The organism is Halodurantibacterium flavum (assembly GCF_042681825.1).
In the GTDB taxonomy this organism is placed as follows: Bacteria; Pseudomonadota; Alphaproteobacteria; order Rhodobacterales; family Rhodobacteraceae; genus Halodurantibacterium; species Halodurantibacterium flavum.
The window spans coordinates 335,460-355,023 of the sequence record NZ_JBHUGH010000005.1; the positions used below are offsets into that span (position 1 = coordinate 335,460).

Below are 19,564 nucleotides of genomic sequence, written 5' to 3' on the forward strand. Positions count from 1 at the left end.
CCGCAATGCCCCCGCTCGACACAGCGAAACCCGGCATCCCGCCCGGCGCCACTGCCCGCGCGACCGGCCAGCCGCTCGACCGGATCGACGGCCCCGACAAGGTGACGGGCCGCGCCGTCTACGCCGGGGATATCGCCGAAAAGGGGCTGCTTTACGGCATGGTGGTGAACGCGACCATCCCGCGCGGGCGGATCGTCGCGCTGGATATCGCACCTGCCCTGCGCATCCCCGGCGTGGTCGAGGTCTTTTCCCATCTCAACCGTCCCGATCTGGCATGGTTCAACAGCGCCTATGAGGATGACGACGCCCCGCCCGGAACCCATTTCCGGCCGCTTTACGACGACCGCGTCCATTGGAGCGGCCAGCCCATCGCCCTGGTCGTCGCCGAGGATTTCGAGACCGCGCGCCACGCGGCGGGCATGATCGGCGTGACCTATGAGAGCGAGCCGCATGAGGCTGATCTTTACCGCGCGGCGGGCAATGCCCATGTGCCGCGCCAGAGGTCCTCGATCAACCCGTCGTCGCGCGGCCGCGCCGATCTGGCAATGGCCGAGGCCGCCCTGCGGGTCGAGGGCGATTATACCTTCGGCTATCAGTTCCACAACCCGATGGAGATGCACGCCTCGACCGTGCTCTGGCGGGACGGGGCGCTGGAAATCTGGGACAAGACCCAGAGCGTCGTGAATTCGCGCGATTACGTCTGCCGCATCTTCGGGCTGAAACCCGATCAGGTGCGGGTGCGCTCGCCCTATGTCGGCGGCGCCTTCGGGTCAGGGCTGCGGCCGCAGTATCAGCTGTTCATGGCGGTGATGGCGGCGCAGGTGCTGGGCCGGTCGGTCCGGGTGGTGCTGTCTCGGGAACAGATGTTCACCTTCGGCTATCGCCCGCTGGCGCTGCAACAGATCGCGCTTGGCGCCGACGCGAACGGGCATCTGACCGCGATCCGGCACGATGCGGTGCAGAACACGTCCCGGCTGGAGGAATATCAGGAAAACATCGTGCCGTGGAGCGGGCTGATCTATCAATGCCCCAATGTGACAATGAAGTATCGTCTGGCCGAACTTGACCTTTACACGCCCCTCGACACCCGCGCGCCGGGGGCCGCCACGGGCGTCAACGCGTTCGAGCAGGCGATCGACGCCATGGCGCATGAGGCCGGGATCGACCCGCTGGAATTCCGGCTGATCAACTACGCCGAACGCGACCAGACCACCGGCATGGCCTTCACCTCCAAGCAGTTGCGCGCCTGCTATGCCACTGCGGCGGAACGGTTCGGCTGGTCGGCCCGCAAGCCCCTGCCCCGGTCGATGCGCGAAGGGCGCGAACTGATCGGCTGGGGCGTCGCCACCGGCGTGTGGGAGGCGATGCAGATGAATTGCAGCGCCCGCGCGGTGATGGGGCCCGAGGGGCTCATGGTGGAACTTGCGGCCTCGGATATCGGCACGGGCACCTACACGATCCTCGCGCAGATCGCCGCCGAGACGATGGGGGTCGACCCGTCCGAGGTCGATGTCCGGATCGCCGACAGCGACCTGCCCAAGGCTCCGTTACAAGGCGGATCGGCCGGGGCCGCGACATTCGGCAGCGCGGTCAAGGCGGCCTGCGAGACGTTGCGCGAAACGCTGTCGCGGCTGGCGGTCGCGCTGCCGCAAAGCCCCCTTGCGGGCAAGGGCAACGTGCCCCTGCAGTTCGAGGGCGGCACAATCCGCGCCGAAGATGGCAGCGCCGAGCTTCCGCTCGCCGACCTGATCGCCACCTGTGGCGCGCAAGAGGCCCGGGCCGACACGGGCCCCTCGACCGCGAGCCAGATGCGCTATTCCCGTTACAGCCATTCCGCCGTGATGGCCGAGGTCCGCGTGGACGAGGAACTGGGACAGATCCGCGTCACCCGCGTGGTGGGGGCGGTCGCGGCCGGGCGCATCCTGAACCCCAAGACCGCCGCCAGTCAGGTTTCCGGCGGGATCGTCTGGGGCATCGGCAAGGCCCTGCACGAAGAGGGGCTGCTGGACGAACGGCTGGGCCGGTTCATGAACCACAACTTCGCCGAGTATCATATCCCCGTAAACGCCGATATCCCCGAGATCGACGTGATCTTTGTCCCGGAAGAGGACCCGGAGGTCAACGCGCTCGGCATCAAGGGCGTGGGGGAAATCGGCGTGGTGGGAACAGCGGCGGCCATCGCCAATGCCGTGTTCCACGCAACGGGGCGGCGGGTGGGCTCGCTGCCGATCACGCCGGACAAGCTGCTCTGACCCAAAACGCCTGACGCGCCCGCGCCAAACGAAAAACGCCCCGCCGATGCGCGGGGCGTTTTTCATGTATTGCAACTTCCGCCCTTCACGCCCCTCCGGGCCGCAGGATGGCCAGCGGCATCCCCCGGAACATCGGCGCGGGCCATGTCGGATCGACCTCTTGCCCGTCGATCAGGTTCTGCCAGCGTGCCGGCGCGCCCTGCGGCAGCACGATGCGCGTTTCTTCCCAGCGGCGGGCGTCATGGCTGGCGGGATGCAGCGCCGCCGCCACCAGCAGCATCTCATCCCCCCATCTGCGCAGAAAACCAAGAAGCCCGTCAGCCGCCGGCCCTTCGGCGGCAAGCGGTTCGTAGCTGCCCCGGGCAAAGAGATCCGGCAGTTCGGCCCGCAGCGCCAGAAGCCGTGCCACAAGGGCGAGCTTGGTTTCATCTCCCGCGCGCCCCGCCACATGGACCGGCCCCGCGCCCAGTTGCGGCAACAGCGCCGCCCGGCGCGCGAAATCCACCGGGCGGCGGTTGTCAGGGTCCACAAGGCTCTGATCCCACATCTCGGCCCCCTGATAGATGTCGGGCACCCCCGGCACCGTCAGCTTGAGCGCGGTCTGGATCAGGCTGTTCGCCTCGGCATCCGGGCGGATGCGGCGCAGGAAATCGGTGAAGGAGGCGACAAAATCCCGCGATCCGAGGGCCCGCTCGACAAGCGCGCGGATGTTGCCCTCATAAGCCTCGTCGCCAAAGACCCAGCGGCTGTTCACCCCGGCCTCGCGCACCGATTTCAGCATCGCCTCGGTCACGCGGGGGATCAGGTCGTCTCGGTCGGCCTCATCGTCGGGCCAGACGCCGATCAGGAGCTGATAGAAGAAATATTCCTCATTCGGGTCCACAGGGGCCGACGCATCCGCCAGCAGCGCACGCCATTCCGCCACCTTCTGTTGCCAGAGGCCCGTATGGCTGGAAATGGCCACGATCCGCATCCGCGCATCCTCGCCCCGCTTGGTATCGTGGGATGAGGTGCCCAGCATGTTGCGCGGCGCGAGCCGCAGCCGGTCCGCCTGCGCCAGATGAAAGCTCGCAATGGCAAGGTTGAAATGCCCGGGCTCGGACCCGACCTCGTTCAGCGCGATCAGGCGGTTGAAGCGGTAGAGCGAGCGGTCCTCCAGGCCTTTGGCCATGACGGGGCCGGAAAGCTGCTGAAACCGCATCGCCGCCTCGATCACCGCATCACGCTGGTCCGGCAGCCGGTCGCCCAGCTCGATGGTCAGCACCGACGCGATCAGGTCCCAGGCGGCGGGGTCGATCTCGGGCGCCCGCAGGCGCGCGCGCTCAATGGCGGAAAGGACACGCGCCCGCCCCTCGGGCGCGATCCCGTCGGCATCGGCATAGCTGCGATAGATGTCGAGGCTCGCGATCACCTCGCCCAGGGCGCTGCGCACCGCCCCCCGGCCCAGATCGGCCCAGTCCGGCACCTGCCCGGCCAGCCCCATCACATGCGTCGTCACGGCCTCGGCCTCGGCCAGCATCGGGCCTTGCACGACACGCAGCTTGGCCTCGTGCACGATCTCGGCGGGCGGCAGGGTCTGGCCGGTGAAGCCGCTGTAGATCTCGCCCAGCGTCGCCGTTCCCGCGGGATCGGCCAGCAGCGTCACGACCTCATTGGCGAACTCATATCCGGTGGTTCCGTCAGCCTCCCAAGCCGGGGGCAGATGTTCATCGGGGCCAAGGATCTTTTCGACATAGAGCGGAAAGGGCCGCCCCACGGCCTGCCGCAGGCGCAGGCAATAGGCCTTGGGGTCGCGCAGCCCGTCGATATGGTCGATCCGGATGCCGTCCGCCACGCCCTCGCGCAGCAGCGAAAGCATCAGGGCATGGGTTTCCTCGAACACCTCGGCGCGTTCGACCCGCACCCCGGCCAGATCGCTGATCGTGAAAAAGCGGCGATAGTTGATCGCGTCGCCGTCGAGGTTGAACTTGGCCGCGCGCCAGTGCTGCCGCCGGACCAGACCGTCAAGCAACCCCGGGTCGCGCCAGACCGACAGATCGGGGCGTTCCTGCCACAGCCGTTCGTGCAGGGCGGGCCAGCGCGGATCATCGGGCGCGGCGCCGGTCATCGCCTCGAAATCGCCGGCCAGGGAAGAGCCTGCGCGGCGCAGCACCTCGGCATAGTCACGCGAGCAGACGGGCAGGCGGTGGCTGTCATGGGCCCAGACGGCGATCCGCCCGCCCTCGTCCAGCCGCAGGTCCAGCCCGCCATCGCGCAGCACCACACCATAGGGGGCGCCGAGGAAGGGAAAGAGCACCTTGCCGGGAAACCCGGGCGCGTTCCAGTCGATGTCGAACCAGTGCGCCCAGGGGCTGTCGGGGCCCCATTCCAGCACGCTTTGCCAGAATGCGTTCGCGTCGCCGCCGATCCCCATATGGTTCGGCACGAAGTCGAGGATCAGCCCCAGCCCCCGTTCGCGGAACACCTGCGCCATGGCGCGGAAATCGGCCTCGGTCCCCAGTTCGGGATTGATACGGTTGTAATCCGTCACGTCATAGCCATGCGTGCTGCCGGGCCGCGCCGCAAAGACCGGCGAGGCATAGACATGGCTGACCCCAAGCTGCGCGAGATAGGGCGCGAGCGCCGCCCCATCGGCAAAGGTGAAGTCCGCCGTGAATTGCAGGCGGTAGGTCGCGCGAAGCGGGATCATGCGGGGTCTTTCGGGCGTTCGGCGGCCAGCGCCGCGGTGACGTTGCGGTAAAGGGGCGTTTCGGCCAGTGCCGCCAGATCGAGGCCCAGCTTGCGCCGCCAGTTCGGATATTCATCGACGGTCGAGGGCACGTTCACGGGCTGCAACTCGCCCGCCAGATCCTCCAGCCGCACGGCAAAGAGGCGCGAGGGCGCGCGCGCAAGGTGCCGGTGCACCGCGACGATCAGGGCCGCCGGCGCGTCGTCGGGGGTGGCCTGATGCGCCTCGCCTTCGGTCAGCAGCCCAGCGGCGGTCAGGTCGGCCAGCAGGTCGGCCCGTTCCGCACGGCGCGAGGCCTCCTGTTCCTCTGCCGCCTCGGGGCTGATGAAGCCGAAGCCCGCGCGCAGGGTCACGTCATCGCCCCGCCACCAGCCGCGGAAGGTCGGCAGGTCATGGGTCGAGAGGCAGACAAGCGCCTCGCGCGGATAATCCTCGGGCGGGATGAATCCGTCCTCGGTCCGCTCAAAGAGCAGGATGCGGTAGGAGAGGATGCGGCAGGCCTCCATCACCTCGCGGAATCCGGGGGGCACATTGCCCAGATCCTCGCCGATGATGACGGTGCGGTTGGCGCGCGAGGCCCCCGCCAGCGCCGTCAGCATGTCGGCCAGCGGATAGCGCGCATAGGTCCCGTCCTCGGCCCCTGCCCCCTGCGGCATGAGGAAAAGCTGCCAGAGCCCCATCGCGTGGTCGATCCGGAGCGCGCCGGCCTGCCGGGTCGCCTGTTCGATCAGGCTGCGGAAGGGGGCCGCGCGTTCGGCCGCCATCGCGACCGGAGACAGCGGCGCAAGGCCCCAGTCCTGCCCCTGTTCGTTGAAATAGTCGGGCGGCGCGCCGATCCGCACATCCGGCAGCACGATCGGGCTTCCCCAACTGCCGGACCCGTCGGCGGCCTCACCCACCGCGAAGTCGAGGTAAAGGCCGATCCGCATCCCCAGCCGGTCGCAAAGATCGCGCGTCTGCTGCAACTGTTGCGCAGCCAGATACTGAAGCCAGAGGTGAAAGCGGATCTCGTCGCCCTCCGCCTCGGCAAAGGCGCGCACCGCCTCGCCATCCGCGTCGCGCCAGCGTTCGGGCCAAGACAGCCATCCCGCCCCGTGGCCTTCGGCGACCATATGTGCCGACAGCGCCTCGAAACAGGCATGGCGCCGCAGGTCAGGCCCGCCTTCCGCCAGGAACGCGTCGGGGATCGCGGCGCCCGCATCCCAGATCCGGCGCAGCGCGGCGATCTTGGCCTTTGCCACGCCCGCGTAATCGACCAGCTCAGCATCGCGCAGCGCCGCCAGAGCGTCGGGGTCGACCATCGCGGCGTCAAAGCCTTCGACCCGGTCGACGGCAATATAAAGCGGGTTCAGAAAGCGGCGGTTCGAGGGCGAGAACGGGCTGCATTGCGCGGGGTTCGCCAGAAACATCGCATGCAGCGGGTTGAGGCCCACGAAATCGGCCCCTGCGGCGGCGGCAAGGCGCACGACCGCTTGCAGATCGCCAAAGTCGCCGATGCCCCAGTTCCGGGCGCTGCGCAGCTGATAAAGCTGCAGGGCGATGCCCCAGTATCGCCCCTCGCCCGGCACATGACACAGCGCGTCCGCCGGGGCGGCCAGTTCAGGTTCCCGCTCCAGCGGCGGCAGGCGATCCGCGCCAAAGGCATCGAGCAGCTTTTCCAGCGTCGCCCGGGGCGGGCGGTGCATCTTGCCGCCGATCCCCTCATATTCCGGCTGGATGCCATAGGCGCGCGCGCGCTTTTCGACCGTCATGCCGGGACGTCCAGAAAGACGGCGACGGCGCAGGGGCCAAGCTCGCCCTCGGGTCCGAAGATCCGCTCTCCGCCCGCGTCGGGAAGGATGGCGGCACTGTCCGAGAGGTTCGCGCGCAGCCGCAGGATGGCCCCCTGCAACTGCCAGTCCACCGCGATCAACCCGTCCTCGGCGAGCAGAATGCGCCCGCCGTTCCCCGGCGCGCCCGCCAGATGCGGCACGATCCGGGTGCGGCGCAGATGCAGCAGGCCTTGTGTAAAGGACAGCCAGTCGCGCCCATCCGCCGCGCCTGCCCGCCCCCAGTCGATGCGCGACGCCTCGAAGGTGGTCAGCGCGTTCGGGTCGGGGATCATGCTGCGAAGCTCTGCGTTCTGGAACTCGGCGAAAGAGGCAAACTCGCGCCGCCGCCCCTCGCGCACCGCCTCGGCCAGATCGCCGTGGAAATCGGTAAAGAAGGCAAAGGGCCGCACCTCGCCCCATTCCTCGCCCATGAACAGAAGCGGGATATGCGGCGACAGAAGATGGATTGCCATCAGCGCCCGCACCATGGGCCGCGACGACAGCACCAGCAGCCGTTCTCCGAAGGCCCGGTTGCCCGTCTGGTCATGGTTCTGCAGGAAATCCACGAAGGCGGTCGGCGGCAGATGGGCCGAGGGCGCGCCGCGCGCTGCATCCGCATGGGCGGAATATTCCCCCTGCCAGATGAACCCCTCGGCCAGGGCGCGGGCGAATTTGGTCCAGTGATCCTCGGCGAAATCGGCGTAATAGCCCTCGGTCTCTCCGGTCGCGATCACATGTGCGACGTTGTGGAAATCGTCGTTCCATTCGCCGGAATAGAGCCGGGGCCGCCCCATTCCGTCGCGTTCATGCAGGCGGGTGATGTTGCGGTTATCCTCGGTCGTCAGATGGGCGTTCGGGAACTTTTCCCGCACGCGCAGGGCGATCTCGGCCAGGATTTCCGGGTCGGACGGGTCGCGCACATGATCCACCGCATCGAGCCGCAGCCCGTCCAGATGAAACTCCTCCATCCAGTAAAGGGCGTTTTCGATGAAGAACCGCCGCACCGGGTCGCGGTCATAGGCGATGGCATTGCCCCAGGGCGTCTGGCGGTCGGGGTCAAAGAAGTCGGGGGCATAGGCGCCGAGGTAATTCCCCTCGGGGCCGAAGTGGTTATAGACCACGTCGAGCAGCACCATCAGCCCGTGCCGGTGACAGGCGTCGACAAAGGCCTTCATGTCGTCGGGGCTGCCATAGGCGGGGTGCGGCGCATAGGGCAGAACCCCGTCATAGCCCCAACCCCGGTTGCCCGCGAATTGCGCGACCGGCATGATTTCGACCGCGGTGACGCCGGTTTCTACCAGATGCGGCAGTTTCTCGATGGCGGAACGGAACGTTCCCTTGGTGGTAAAGGTGCCGATATGGATTTCCATGATCACGGCCTCTTCCCAGGGGCGGCCGTCCCATGGCGACCAGTCGAAGGCCTGCGGATCGGTGACAAGCGAGGGTCCATGCACATCGCCCTTTTGCGCACGCGACGCCGGGTCGGGCACGACCATGCCGTTCGTCAGCACATAGGCGTAATCCGCCCCCGCCCCCACACCCGGCAGCGTCAGGTCGAACCAGCCGTCGCCCTCGGCGTGCATGGGATGATCGACGCCCGACACCCGCAGTTTGACCTGCCCCTCGCCCGGGGCCCAGATGCGGAACCTTGTGCCGGTCTCGGTCAGTTCCGACCCCCAGCTCTTGCGAAAGACGCGCTTCATTCCTCGGTATCCTCCAGCACGAGCAGGCTGCGCGGCGGCACCTCGATCTGGCCGCCCTCGATCGTGGGGGCGCGGCGCAGATGCAGGCTGCCCGCATCGCTGTCCACCAGGCAGAACCAGTTCGCCCCATAGGCCGGCTGCGGCAGGCTGAAGGCGACCGGTTCGAAATGGCTGTTGAAGAGCGCCAGAAGCCCCTGTGTCGTGTTCTGGAGCCGCATCCCCAATGTGCGGGCGTCCGGGTTGTGCCAGTCGCCCTCGGTCATCGCGGTTCCGTCCGGGCGCAGCCAGGCGACATCCACCCGTCCGTTCCCCTTGTGCAGGAACGCGGGCTGCGACAGCAGCGGCCGCGACCGGCGCAGCGCGATCAGACCCCGCAGGAACTCTGCGAAAGCCGCGTTTCGCGGCTCGATATCGGCGAGGTCGAGCCAGTTCATCTCGTTGTCCTGGCAATAGGCGTTGTTGTTGCCGCCCTGGCTGCGGCCGATCTCGTCGCCCATCAGGATCATCGGCGTCCCCTGCGACAAAAGCAGCGTCGCCATCATCGCCCGACGCAGCTTGTCGCGCAGCGCCAGAATATCGGGATCGTCCGTCGGCCCCTCGACGCCGCAGTTCCAGCTGCGGTTGTCGGAATGGCCGTCGCGGTTGTCTTCCTGGTTCGCCTCATTGTGCTTGTCGTTGTAGCTGACCGTATCCATCAGCGTGAAACCGTCATGGGCGGTGACGAAATTCACGCTTGCCCAGGGCCTCCGGCCGCGCCGGTCGAACCGTTCCGCCGTGCCCGTAAGCCGCGAGGCCAGCGCCGGCAGCATCGACTGGTCGCCCTTCCAATAGGACCGGACGGTGTCGCGATACTGGTCGTTCCACTCGGCCCAGCCGGGCGGGAAGTTCCCGACCTGGTAGCCGTTGACGCCGGTATCCCAGGGCTCGGCGATCAGTTTGACCTTGGAAAGGACGGGGTCCTGTCGCACCGCATCAAGGAAGGTCGCGTTGGGGCTGAACTGGTCGCGGTCGCGCCCCAGCGAAGACGCCAGGTCGAAGCGGAACCCGTCGACGTGACAGCTCTCTACCCAGTAGCGCAGGCTGTCCATGACCATCTGCAGGACGCGCGGATGGGTCATGTTGACCGTGTTTCCGGTTCCCGTGGTATCGAAGTAATAGCGCGGGTCGTCGGCGAGGATATAGTAGCTCGCATTGTCGATCCCGCGGAAGGACAGCGTGGGGCCCATCTGGTTGCCCTCGGCCGTGTGGTTATAAACCACGTCGAGGATCACCTCGATCCCGGCCTCATGCAGGCGGCGCACCATCAGCTTGAATTCGTGCAGGTTCGCACCGGGCGAGATATAGCGGGTCGCGGGCGCGAAGAAGCCGACGGTGTTGTAGCCCCAGTAATTCGTCAGCCCTTTTTCGATCAGGTAGCGGTCGTCGAAAAAGGCCTGCGTGGGCATAAGCTCGATCGCCGTCACGCCCAGCTTGACCAGATGGTCGATCGCATGCGGGTCGGCCAGCCCGCCGAAGCTGCCGCGCAGGTTGTCGGGGACGCCGGGGTGCCGCACGGTCATGCCCTTGACATGCGCCTCATAGATGATCGTGTCGGCCCAGGGCACATTGGGGCGGATGTCCGGCCCCCATGTCACGGCGGGGTCCACCACCACGCATTTCGGCATGACAAAGGCGCTGTCGCGCCGGTCGAACGACAGGTCCGCCCGGCTGTGGCCGATCCGATAGCCAAAGACCGCGTCATGCCACCGGATTTCGTCGCGCAGTTCCAGCGCATAGGGGTCGAGCACCAGCTTGTTCGGGTTGAAGCGATGCCCGTTCGCCGGGTCGTAGGGTCCGTGGACACGATAGCCATAAAGCTGGCCGGGCCGGATCTCGGGCAGGTATCCGTGCCAGACCTCATCAGTGTATTCCGGCAACGGGATGCGCGCGGTTTCGCGCCGGCCCCGGCTGTCGAACAGGCACAGTTCCACCTTGGTCGCATGGGCGGAAAAGATCGCGAAATTCGTCCCCGACCCATCCCAGGAGGCCCCAAGGGTGGCAGGCGTCCCTTCCAGGACGGTGAATTCATGTTTGCTCATGCCGGGGTGATCACAATCGTGGCCAGGGGTGGAAGGGTCAGTCGAAGCGATTGGTCGCGGCCATGCCAAGGCGTTTCATCCGCCTGCATGAGCCCGTGATTGCCGACATTCGAGCCGCCGTAACGGTCCGCGTCTGTATTGAGAATTTCGCGCCAGCCGCCGGGGCGCGGCACACCGATGCGGTAGTCATAGCGCGGGATCGGCGTCAGGTTGCAGGCGATGACCACCGGCGGTGCGTCCCCGTCAGAGGTGGCATCCGATTTCCGCATGTAGACCAGCACGCTTTGTTCGGAATCGCTCGCGTCGATCCATTCGAACCCCTCGGGGTCGCAATCCAGCCGGTGCAGCGCCGGATGATCGCGATAGGCACGGTTCAGGTCGGCCACCAGCGACTGCACGCCCTTGTGCAGCGGATCGTCCAGCAGGTGCCAGTCCAGCGACTGGTCGTGGTTCCACTCGCGGTCCTGCGCGAACTCGCCGCCCATGAACAGGAGCTTCTTGCCCGGATGGGTCCACATGAAGCCGAAATAGGCCCGCAGGTTCGCGAATTTCTGCCAGCGGTCCCCGGCCATCTGCCGGATCAGCGACCCCTTGCCATGCACCACCTCGTCATGGCTCAGCGGCAGGACGAAATCCTCGGAAAAGGCGTAGACGAGGCCGAAGGTGAGGTCATGCTGGTGATGGCGGCGATGGATCGGGTCGCGCCGGAAATAGCCCAGCGTGTCATGCATCCAGCCCATGTTCCACTTGAACCCGAAACCAAGCCCGCCATCGGACACCGGGCGGCTGACCTTGGGAAAGGCGGTGGATTCCTCGGCGATGGTGATCGCGCCGGGGTGGTCCTGCTGCACGCGCTCGTTCACCTCTCGCAGGAAGGAAATCGCCTCCAGATTCTCGCGGCCCCCATACTGGTTCGGGATCCACTGCCCTTCCTGCCGGGAATAGTCGAGGTAGAGCATCGAGGCCACCGCATCGACCCGCAGCGCGTCGATATGGAACCGGTCGAGCCAGTAAAGCGCGCTCGACTGCAGGAAGTTCGCCACCTCACGCCGGCCGAAATTGTAGATCAGCGTGTTCCAGTCCTGATGAAAGCCCTGCCGCGGATCCTCGTGTTCGTAAAGCGCCGTGCCGTCGAACCGCGCCAATCCGTGCGCGTCCGACGGGAAATGCGCCGGCACCCAGTCGAGGATCACGCCGATCCCGGCCTCATGCAGGCGGTCCACCAGCCGCGCAAAGGCCTCGGGCGAGCCGTAGCGGCTCGTCGGCGCGAAAAGCCCGATGGGCTGATAGCCCCAGGACCCGGTAAAGGGATGCTCGCTGACCGGCAGGAACTCGACATGGGTGAACCCCATCTCGACCACGTAGGGCACCAGAAGATCGGCAAGCGCGTCGTAGTCCAGCAGCTCGTTCTGCCCGCCGCGCCGCCACGAGCCCAGATGCACCTCATAGATCGAGATCGGGGCGCGGCGGTCCTGACGTTCGGCGCGCGCGGCCATCCAGCCGCTGTCATGCCAGTCGTGATCCGGCATCCCGTGAATGATCGAGGCGGTTTCCGGGGGCTTTTCCTGCGCGAACCCGACCGGGTCGGTTTTCAGGGGCAGCCTTTCGCCATGGGCGCTGATGATCTCGTACTTGTAGATCTCGCCGGGGACCAGACCGGGGATGAAAAGTTCCCATATCCCCGGACCAAGACGTTTGCGCATCGCGTGGCGGCGCCCGTCCCAGGCGTTGAAATGCCCCACGACACTGACGCGCCGCGCATTGGGCGCCCAGACGGCAAAGGCCACGCCGGCCACGCCCTCATGCGTTACCGGGCGGGCGCCGAGCCGTTCGTAAAGGCGGTGATGCCGACCCTCGGCCAGCAGGTATTCGTCCATCTCGCCCAGGACGGGCCCAAAGCGATAGGGATCTCCCATCTCCCATTCATGGTCCCCGGCCTTCATGGCGAGGTGATAGGCCCCGGGCGGCGCGTCGCCCGCGAAAAACCCCTCGGGGTGGAGACGCGACAGGGGGCTGCGCCCCGCCTCGGTCACGACCGCGACCTCGGCGGCCTGCGGGGCAAAGACCCGCACCTGCCCGTGATGGGGACCGAGGATCGCAAAGGGATCGTGATGCGTGCCGCGCACGATTGCCTCTACCTCCGCCGCGTTCAGCCCTTCGGGCAGGGTTTCGGGGAAAGTCGCAACTTTGGTCATGGTGTCTCCCGCGCCAACAGGTCGAGAATTCCGCTCAGCGGAATGCCCACCCATGTCGGCCTGTTGCCGAGTTCATATGCGGTCTCGTAGACCGCCTTTTGCAGCAGGAAGAGGTCAAGCAGCGCCTGCGTCGCCTCTGCACTGTCGGGCAGGCTGGGCGCCCCTTCGGCGTGGTCACGATAGGCGTTCAGGAATTCGCGCCCCACCTGCTGCCGCCATTCCTCGATCCGGTCGAGCGCGCGGTCCGCCGTGGCGCCAAAGCTTGCCCGGTGCCGCGTGATCACCGAAAGCGCCGCATAGTCGAAGGACCGCAGCATCCCCGCCACGTCCCGCAGCGGAGAGGACTTGGCCCGCCGCTCTTCCAGACTGCGCGCGGGTTCGCCCTCGAAGTCGATGATGGCCACGTCGTTCTGCGCCAGCAGCACCTGCCCCAGGTGATAATCTCCGTGGATGCGCGACAGCTTGCCCGAGGGGCGCATCTGGCCCACCGCGCGCAACCGCCCGAGCAGCGCTTCCCGCTGATCGAGCAGCGCCGCCGCCAGCGGTGCGGCATCGTCGGGCAGTTGCGCCTGCTCCAGCCGGTCCAACAGCGCCCGGGCCTCGGCCTCCGCCCCTTCGGCCCACTGGCGCAGGTGATCCTGCGTCAGGTCCTCAAGCGCAAAGGCCGCGTCCTCGGTGTCGGTGGCAAGGGCCTTGTGCAGTTCCGCCGTGCGCTGACCCAGGAGGGCGCCGATGCCCAGCGGAAAATCGAAAGCGGGCGTTTCGGACGGCACGTCGCTGGTCGAGGACCAGGTCTCATGCTCGTTCAGTTCCAGCATGAGTGCGTCGAAAATTCCGGTCCAGGCATCGCCCCGGTTCGCGACAAAGGCAAAGGCCGCGGCAAGCGTCGTCGCGCCCTCGCCCTGATGCGCGACCTGCCCCAGATAGCGGGGGGTGTGTTCAAAGCCCGCCACCTCGGTCAGAAAGCGCGCGACCTCTACATCCGGCTGTTCCCCGGCCCGCAGGCGGCGATAGAGCTTGAGGATGATCTTGTCGCTGAAGGCTATCGAGAGGTTCGACTGTTCCGCCCCCAATTGACGCGGATCGCCGGGCTCGGCGATGTCGCGCAGCGCGTCCGTGCCTTCGAAGCGCAGGGACCCGCGGGTCGCGCCCTCCTTCATGCAGTCCAGAAGGACCTGCGGCAGCCGTTCGTCATAGGCGCCGTCGATCAGCGCCCCCACCCGCGCCGTATGCCGGATCTTGGCCAGCGTGTAGGACAGTTTCGGGGCACCGGGGCGCAGGTTCTCGTCACCCCAGCGCGCGGTGATGGGCAGGAAGTAGCTCTGCTCTTCGGCGCCCAGCGAGACGTCGACCGAGACGAGCGCATGTTCCCCCTGCCCCAGTTCCCCCAGGGGTGTCAGGCGCACCGCGCCGATGGTGTCGCCCTTGGCGGCAAACCAGCGTTGCAGGGGCAGCCATTGCGGCAGCACGTCATTCTGGAACTGCGTGCCCTCGCGCCCTTTCAGCGCCGTCTGCACGCGCCCGTCGCGGGCCGTCAGCGTCATGAACTCGGGCAGGATATCGGGCAGCACCTCGTGCCAGCTTGGCGTTTCCTCATCCTGGCTGAGCGCGAACCAGTAGAACCCATAGGCCGGAAGCGTCAGCATGTAGGGCAGATCGCCCACCGGCGGAAAGGCGGACCGGCCCGTAAGCTCAACCGGAACCGTATCGCGGTACCGCGCGAGATCGAGTTCCACCGCCTGCGCGCTGTCCGACAGGTTCGCGACGCAGAGATAGGCACGTCCCTCATGTTCGCGCACATAGGCCAGAACCTTGCGGTTGCGCGGGTAAAGCAGCGTCATCGTCCCCCGGCCAAAGGCCGGATGCTGCTTGCGGACGGTAATCATCCGCCGCATCCAGTTCAGCAGCGAGGAAGGATCGTCCGCCTGCGCCTCGACGTTTATCACCTGATGGCCATAGACCGCGTCGATGATGACGGGCAGGTAAAGCTCCTGCGGCTTGGCGCGGGAAAAGCCGGCATTGCGGTCGCCGGACCACTGCATAGGCGTGCGCACCCCGTCGCGGTCGCCCAGGTAATAGTTGTCACCCATGCCGATTTCATCGCCGTAATAGATGATCGGGGTGCCCGGCATCGACAGCAGCATCGAGTTCATCAATTCGATCTTGCGGCGGTCGTTCTGCATCAGCGGCGCAAGCCGGCGGCGGATGCCGAGGTTGATGCGCGCGCGTGTGTCGGCGGCATAGGTCTGCCAGAGGTAGTCGCGTTCCTCGGACGTGACCATTTCCAGCGTCAGCTCGTCATGGTTGCGCAGGAAGATGCCCCACTGGCAGTTCTCGGGGATCTCGGGCGTCTGGCGGATGATGTCGGTGATCGGGTGCCGGTCGGCCTGTGCCAGCGCCATGTACATCCGCGGCATCAGCGGGAAGTGAAAGCCCATGTGACACTCGTCGCCCTCGCCGAAATAGGGACGCGTGTCCTCGGGCCACTGGTTCGCCTCGGCCAGCAGCATCCGGTCGGGGAAATGCGCGTCCAGATCGGCGCGGATCCTTTTCAGGACGTCATGGGTTTCGGGCAGGTTCTCGTTGTTGGTGCCGTCGCGTTCGACCAGATAGGGGATCGCATCGAGCCGCAGCCCGTCCACTCCCATGTCGAGCCACATGCGCATGACCTTCAGCACTTCTTCCAGCACGCGGGGATTGTCGAAGTTCAGGTCGGGCTGGTGCGAATAGAAGCGGTGCCAGTAATAGGCGCCGGCCACCGGGTCCCAGGTCCAGTTCGACTTTTCCGTATCGAGAAAGATGATCCGGGTTTCGGGCCATTTCTCATCCGTGTCCGACCAGACATACCAGTCGCGCGCCGCCGAGCCCGGCTTGGCCCGCCGCGCCTTCTGGAACCACGGGTGCTGGTCGGAGGTGTGGTTGATGACCAGTTCGGTGATGACCCGGATGCCGCGGCGGTGCGCCTCGCTCACGAAGGCCTTGAAGTCCTTCATGTTGCCGTAGGACGGGTTGATCGAGCGATAGTCCGAGATGTCATAGCCATCATCGCGCAGCGGCGAGGGATAGAAGGGCAGCACCCAGATCGCGGTGACGCCAAGTTCCTGCACATAGTCCAGCCGCTGCATCAGCCCGGCGAAATCGCCGATACCGTCGCCGTTGCTGTCCTGGAACGCCTTGATGTGCAGCTGATAGATGACCGCGTCCTTGTACCAGTCGGACTGGCTGCGGTCGAAATCGCCGGACCGCACCGCAAAGCTGGCATTGTCTTTTTTCGTGAGGGGAAGGTTCATCAGCGCGGCACTCCGGGCGCGAAAATCTGCCAGATGGCATAGGGACGGGTTTCGGGGTCAAGCTCGAGCCACTGGTATTTGCCGTGCCAGGTAAAGCTGTTGCCGTGGATCAGGTCGCGCACCTCGACCGAGGCGTCATCGGGCAGGCCGAATTCCCACAGCGGCACCTCGAATTGAAAGCTCTGCACGTTGTGGGGATCGAGGTTCACATGGATCAGCACGAAATCGTCGCCCGCCTGCTTGCCATAGGCCAGAACCTGATCGTTCCCCGCGTGGTAGAACGAGAGGTTGTCAAAGCCCTGCAATGCCGGGTGTTCGGCGCGCAGGCGGTTCATCAGGCGGATATCGTCCTTGATATGACCGGGCTGGTCCATGTCCCAGACCCGGATCTCGTATTTCTCGGAATTGAGGTATTCCTCCTTGCCCGGGACGGGCGCGGCCTCGCAGATCTCATAGCCGTTATAGACGCCGTAATTGCCGCCCAGCGTCGCCGCCAGCACCAGCCGGGTGCGAAAGCCGGGCCGCCCGCTGGTCTGCAGGAATTTCGGGTTGATGTCGGGCGTGTTGACGAAAAAGTTCGGCCGCATGTAGTGGCGGCATTCTTCCTGCGTCAGCTCGGTCAGGTATTCGGTGATCTCGGCCTTCTCGTTTCGCCAGGTGAAATAGGAATAGGACTGGGCAAAGCCGATTTTCGCCAGACGCTTCATCACCTTGGGCCGGGTAAAGGCCTCGGCCAGGAAGATCACGTCGGGATGCGCGTTCCGCACCTCGGCGATCATCCATTCCCAGAACGGAAACGGCTTGGTGTGCGGGTTGTCAACGCGGAAAATCCGCACGCCGTGGCCGACCCAGAACAGCACGACATCGCGCAGCGCATACCAGAGGCCCGGCAGGGCATCGCGATAGAAATGTACGTTGACGATATCCTCGTATTTCTTGGGCGGGTTCTCGGCGAACTTGATCGACCCGTCCGGGCGCCAGTCGAACCATTCGGGATGTTCCCTGATCCAGGGATGATCCGGCGAGCACTGGATCGCAAAGTCGAGCGCGATTTCCAGCCCGTGGTCGCGTGCGGCATCCATCAGCCGGCGGAAATCGTCGAATGTCCCAAGCTCGGGATGCAGCGCGTCGTGCCCGCCCTCGGGCGCGCCGATGGCATAGGGGCTGCCCGGCTCACCCTCTTGCGCGGTCAGACTGTTGTTGCGGCCCTTGCGGTTCGTCTTGCCGATGGGGTGGATCGGCGGGAAATAAAGCACGTCAAAGCCCAGATCCCGCACATAGGGCAGCCGCGCGATCACATCGTCGAAGGTCCCGTGGCGGTTCACGTCGCCCGACTGCGAGCGTGGCATGATCTCATACCAGGCGCTGAAGGCGGCGGCGCGGCGGTCCACATGCAGCGGCAGCACCTTGTAGGGCGTCAGGTTCGTGCGCGGCCCGACAGCCTGCATCAGGTCCAGAACCTCGGGCGCGCCAAGACGGGCAAAGCGCGCGGCCTCGGCATCGGCGCCGGTATCCTTGGCGAGGGCCTTGTCCTCTTTCAACAGGTCCTTCAGGCGCTGCTTGTCCTCGCGGCCCGCGCGCCCCTCGACGCCCATGGCGGCCTCGATCAGCTGGCGGCCCTCTTCAAGCTCCAGCGCGATGGGCTGGCCGGCGGCGTGCTTTTTCGTCACCTCCTTGCGCCAGGTCGCATAAAGATCGCGCCACGCGACAAAGCTGATCTCGTAATCGCCCGGCTCGGGGAAGCGCGCCGTGACGGACCAGCGGTCGTTGACCAGGAAGGTCATCGGCAGTTCCGAGAATTCGGGCGCACCCCGGGGGCGCCACAGGAACGCGGCGTCGATTTCGTCATGGCCGTCGGAAAAGATGTCGGCTTCGATCTCCACCGGCTCGCCGGCGACGACCTTGGCGGCAAAGCGGCCACCGTCGATTTCATGCGAAACACCCTCGATCGCCAGCCGGTCGGCAGCAAGGCTTTGCAGCGTCGGGTCGCCGACCGCAGCCTGCATGGCCGGCGCGCTGCCGGCGCTCATGCCCGCGCGCGCGGATCGTTTCGCGCCGGCTGTGCCGGCGACCTCGGCGCTCGCGCTTCGTCTCTTTTTCTTCGCGTCGGCGTTGGTCGTGGTGTCTGAATGAAGTTCTGGATTGCCTGCGGACACCGGCGGTCCCCCTTGCTGCAGCATGCCTTGATCAACAGGCGCCCGGGGCAAAAGTTCCGGCACGCCCCGGGCGGCAGCGGGTATCTTTTTGCGTCGCAGCGTCACCGGCCGTGGCGAGCTGACAGCGCTCACGCAATTATCAGTTGTCAGATCGCGGCGCCGCCGACCAAGTAGAACCCGCACGCGCCGATTGCCTGTCGCATCCCGGCGTGGCCGACATTCCATGCGAACAAGGGAACAGTGATGCCATCGACCACCGGTCTGCCGACGCGCCGCGGCTTTCTTGCCATGACAGCCGCAGCCGCCAGCGTTGCCGGCCGGCCTCTCTTTGCCCAGACGGCCACCGGCTGGGGCGGTGCGGTGGACATGGCGCGCGGGTTCGACCAGTTCCACGCGCTGGTTATCTCGCATCGCGGCGAGACCGTGCTGGCCGAGCGGGTCCGCGGCCCGGCGCTCGACCGTGCGGTGAACGTGAAGTCGGTGTCCAAGACGATTGTCGCAGCGGTGCTCGGGGCGGCGCTCGACCGGGGGGTGGCGCCGGGGGTCGACGCGCGGCTGGGCGACGTCGCCCCCTCGCTGATCCCATCGGGGGCCGATGCGCGGGTGCGCGACATCACGCTGGGTGACCTTTGCACCATGCAGGCGGGGTTGGAGCGGACATCGGGCAGCAATTACGGGTCCTGGGTGTCCAGCCGCAACTGGGTGGCGAACGCGCTGTCGCGGCCCATGGTGGCGGCGCCGGGCAGCCGGATGCTCTATTCCACGGGCAGCGTGCATGTGTTGGGCGCGGCGCTGTCGGTGGCCTCGGGCGAAAGCCTTCTGGCCATGACGCGCGACTGGATCGGCCGCCCCCTGGGCATCGAGGTTCCCGCCTGGACCCGCGATCCGCAGGGCTATTACCTTGGTGGAAACGAGATGGCGCTGACGCCCGACGCGATGATCCGCTTTGCCGAGATGTATCGCCGCGACGGCGCGGGCGTCCTCAGCAACGGCTGGGTCCGCGCCTCGCTCTCGCGCCGGACCAGCTCGCCCTTTTCGGGGCTCGACTATGGCTACGGGTGGTTTCTGGGGCGCTCGCAGGGGGCGCAGATCGCGCTTGCGCGCGGCTATGGCGGCCAGATCATCGGCTTCGCACCCGAGCTGGAACTGAGCTTTGCCATCACCTCGGACCCCACCCGCCCCGCGACAAGCGGCGGCTATTTCGGCGATCTGATGCGGCTGATCGACCGCGAGATCATCCCGGCGGCCCGCATGGCCTGACACCGGGTTCGGCGGAAACGGGACAACGAAAACGATTTCAGTAAGGGGATCTTAACGGGCGCGCCCTATGGGATGAATGTCTTCATGCCTC

At 66.4% G+C, this 19,564-nt stretch carries 10 protein-coding genes; 3 read left to right on the forward strand and 7 right to left on the reverse strand.

Annotation, left to right across the window (positions count from 1 at the left end; all coding sequences use genetic code 11):
* Window positions 1-5 precede the first annotated feature (5 nt).
* The gene (locus tag ACFSGJ_RS08240) at window positions 6-2,252 is read left to right on the forward strand and encodes a xanthine dehydrogenase family protein molybdopterin-binding subunit (RefSeq protein WP_390260634.1); all 2,247 of its coding nucleotides are present in this window, start codon (window positions 6-8) and stop codon (window positions 2,250-2,252) included.
* Window positions 2,253-2,337: 85 nt separating this feature from the next.
* Here the strand turns inward: ACFSGJ_RS08240 and treY are convergent, their stop codons facing one another.
* From treY to ACFSGJ_RS08275, 7 genes are read right to left on the reverse strand one after another with little or no spacing between them, the layout of a single operon-like run.
* Window positions 2,338-4,941 (reverse strand): malto-oligosyltrehalose synthase, encoded by a 2,604-nt coding sequence (treY, locus tag ACFSGJ_RS08245; protein ID WP_390260636.1) that lies wholly within the window; start codon window positions 4,939-4,941, stop codon window positions 2,338-2,340.
* Complete coding sequence (gene malQ, locus ACFSGJ_RS08250) at window positions 4,938-6,731, reverse strand: 4-alpha-glucanotransferase (protein WP_390260638.1); 1,794 nt, start codon at window positions 6,729-6,731, stop codon at window positions 4,938-4,940. Before malQ ends, treY begins: the two co-directional genes overlap by 4 nt.
* Window positions 6,728-8,494 (reverse strand): malto-oligosyltrehalose trehalohydrolase, encoded by a 1,767-nt coding sequence (treZ, locus tag ACFSGJ_RS08255; RefSeq protein WP_390260640.1) that lies wholly within the window; start codon window positions 8,492-8,494, stop codon window positions 6,728-6,730. The genes malQ and treZ overlap by 4 nt, the downstream gene beginning before the upstream one ends.
* Window positions 8,491-10,572 carry a glycogen debranching protein GlgX gene (glgX, locus tag ACFSGJ_RS08260; protein ID WP_390260642.1) on the reverse strand — a complete coding sequence of 694 codons (2,082 nt, stop codon included), beginning with the start codon at window positions 10,570-10,572 and terminating at the stop codon, window positions 8,491-8,493. The genes treZ and glgX overlap by 4 nt, the downstream gene beginning before the upstream one ends.
* Complete coding sequence (gene glgB / locus ACFSGJ_RS08265; protein WP_390260644.1) at window positions 10,569-12,767, reverse strand: 1,4-alpha-glucan branching protein GlgB; 2,199 nt, start codon at window positions 12,765-12,767, stop codon at window positions 10,569-10,571. Before glgB ends, glgX begins: the two co-directional genes overlap by 4 nt.
* Complete coding sequence (gene treS, locus ACFSGJ_RS08270; RefSeq protein ID WP_390260646.1) at window positions 12,764-16,057, reverse strand: maltose alpha-D-glucosyltransferase; 3,294 nt, start codon at window positions 16,055-16,057, stop codon at window positions 12,764-12,766. The genes glgB and treS overlap by 4 nt, the downstream gene beginning before the upstream one ends.
* On the reverse strand, window positions 16,057-18,063 hold the full coding sequence (locus ACFSGJ_RS08275) for an alpha-1,4-glucan--maltose-1-phosphate maltosyltransferase (RefSeq protein ID WP_390260648.1): 2,007 nt from the start codon (window positions 18,061-18,063) through the stop codon (window positions 16,057-16,059). The genes treS and ACFSGJ_RS08275 overlap by 1 nt, the downstream gene beginning before the upstream one ends.
* Here ACFSGJ_RS08275 and ACFSGJ_RS08280 point away from each other — a divergent pair.
* The gene (locus tag ACFSGJ_RS08280; RefSeq protein ID WP_390260650.1) at window positions 18,062-18,190 is read left to right on the forward strand and encodes a hypothetical protein; all 129 of its coding nucleotides are present in this window, start codon (window positions 18,062-18,064) and stop codon (window positions 18,188-18,190) included. The genes ACFSGJ_RS08275 and ACFSGJ_RS08280 overlap by 2 nt on opposite strands.
* A 266-nt stretch (window positions 18,191-18,456) precedes the next feature.
* Entirely contained in the window at window positions 18,457-19,473 is a 1,017-nt protein-coding gene (locus tag ACFSGJ_RS08285) for a serine hydrolase domain-containing protein (RefSeq protein ID WP_390260651.1), read from the forward strand.
* Window positions 19,474-19,564: the final 91 nt, after the last annotated feature.

What these genes read in the sequence shown, in the direction of transcription:
- ACFSGJ_RS08240 (WP_390260634.1), top strand. Translation starts at nt 6, where the DNA reads ATGCCCCCGCTCGACACAGCGAAACCCGGCATCCCGCCCGGCGCCACT.
- treY (WP_390260636.1), bottom strand. Translation starts at nt 4,941, where the DNA reads ATGATCCCGCTTCGCGCGACCTACCGCCTGCAATTCACGGCGGACTTC.
- malQ (WP_390260638.1), bottom strand. Translation starts at nt 6,731, where the DNA reads ATGACGGTCGAAAAGCGCGCGCGCGCCTATGGCATCCAGCCGGAATAT.
- treZ (WP_390260640.1), bottom strand. Translation starts at nt 8,494, where the DNA reads ATGAAGCGCGTCTTTCGCAAGAGCTGGGGGTCGGAACTGACCGAGACC.
- glgX (WP_390260642.1), bottom strand. Translation starts at nt 10,572, where the DNA reads ATGAGCAAACATGAATTCACCGTCCTGGAAGGGACGCCTGCCACCCTT.
- glgB (WP_390260644.1), bottom strand. Translation starts at nt 12,767, where the DNA reads ATGACCAAAGTTGCGACTTTCCCCGAAACCCTGCCCGAAGGGCTGAAC.
- treS (WP_390260646.1), bottom strand. Translation starts at nt 16,057, where the DNA reads ATGAACCTTCCCCTCACGAAAAAAGACAATGCCAGCTTTGCGGTGCGG.
- ACFSGJ_RS08280 (WP_390260650.1), top strand. Translation starts at nt 18,062, where the DNA reads ATGGCCGGCGCGCTGCCGGCGCTCATGCCCGCGCGCGCGGATCGTTTC.
- ACFSGJ_RS08275 (WP_390260648.1), bottom strand. Translation starts at nt 18,063, where the DNA reads ATGCAGGCTGCGGTCGGCGACCCGACGCTGCAAAGCCTTGCTGCCGAC.
- ACFSGJ_RS08285 (WP_390260651.1), top strand. Translation starts at nt 18,457, where the DNA reads ATGCCATCGACCACCGGTCTGCCGACGCGCCGCGGCTTTCTTGCCATG.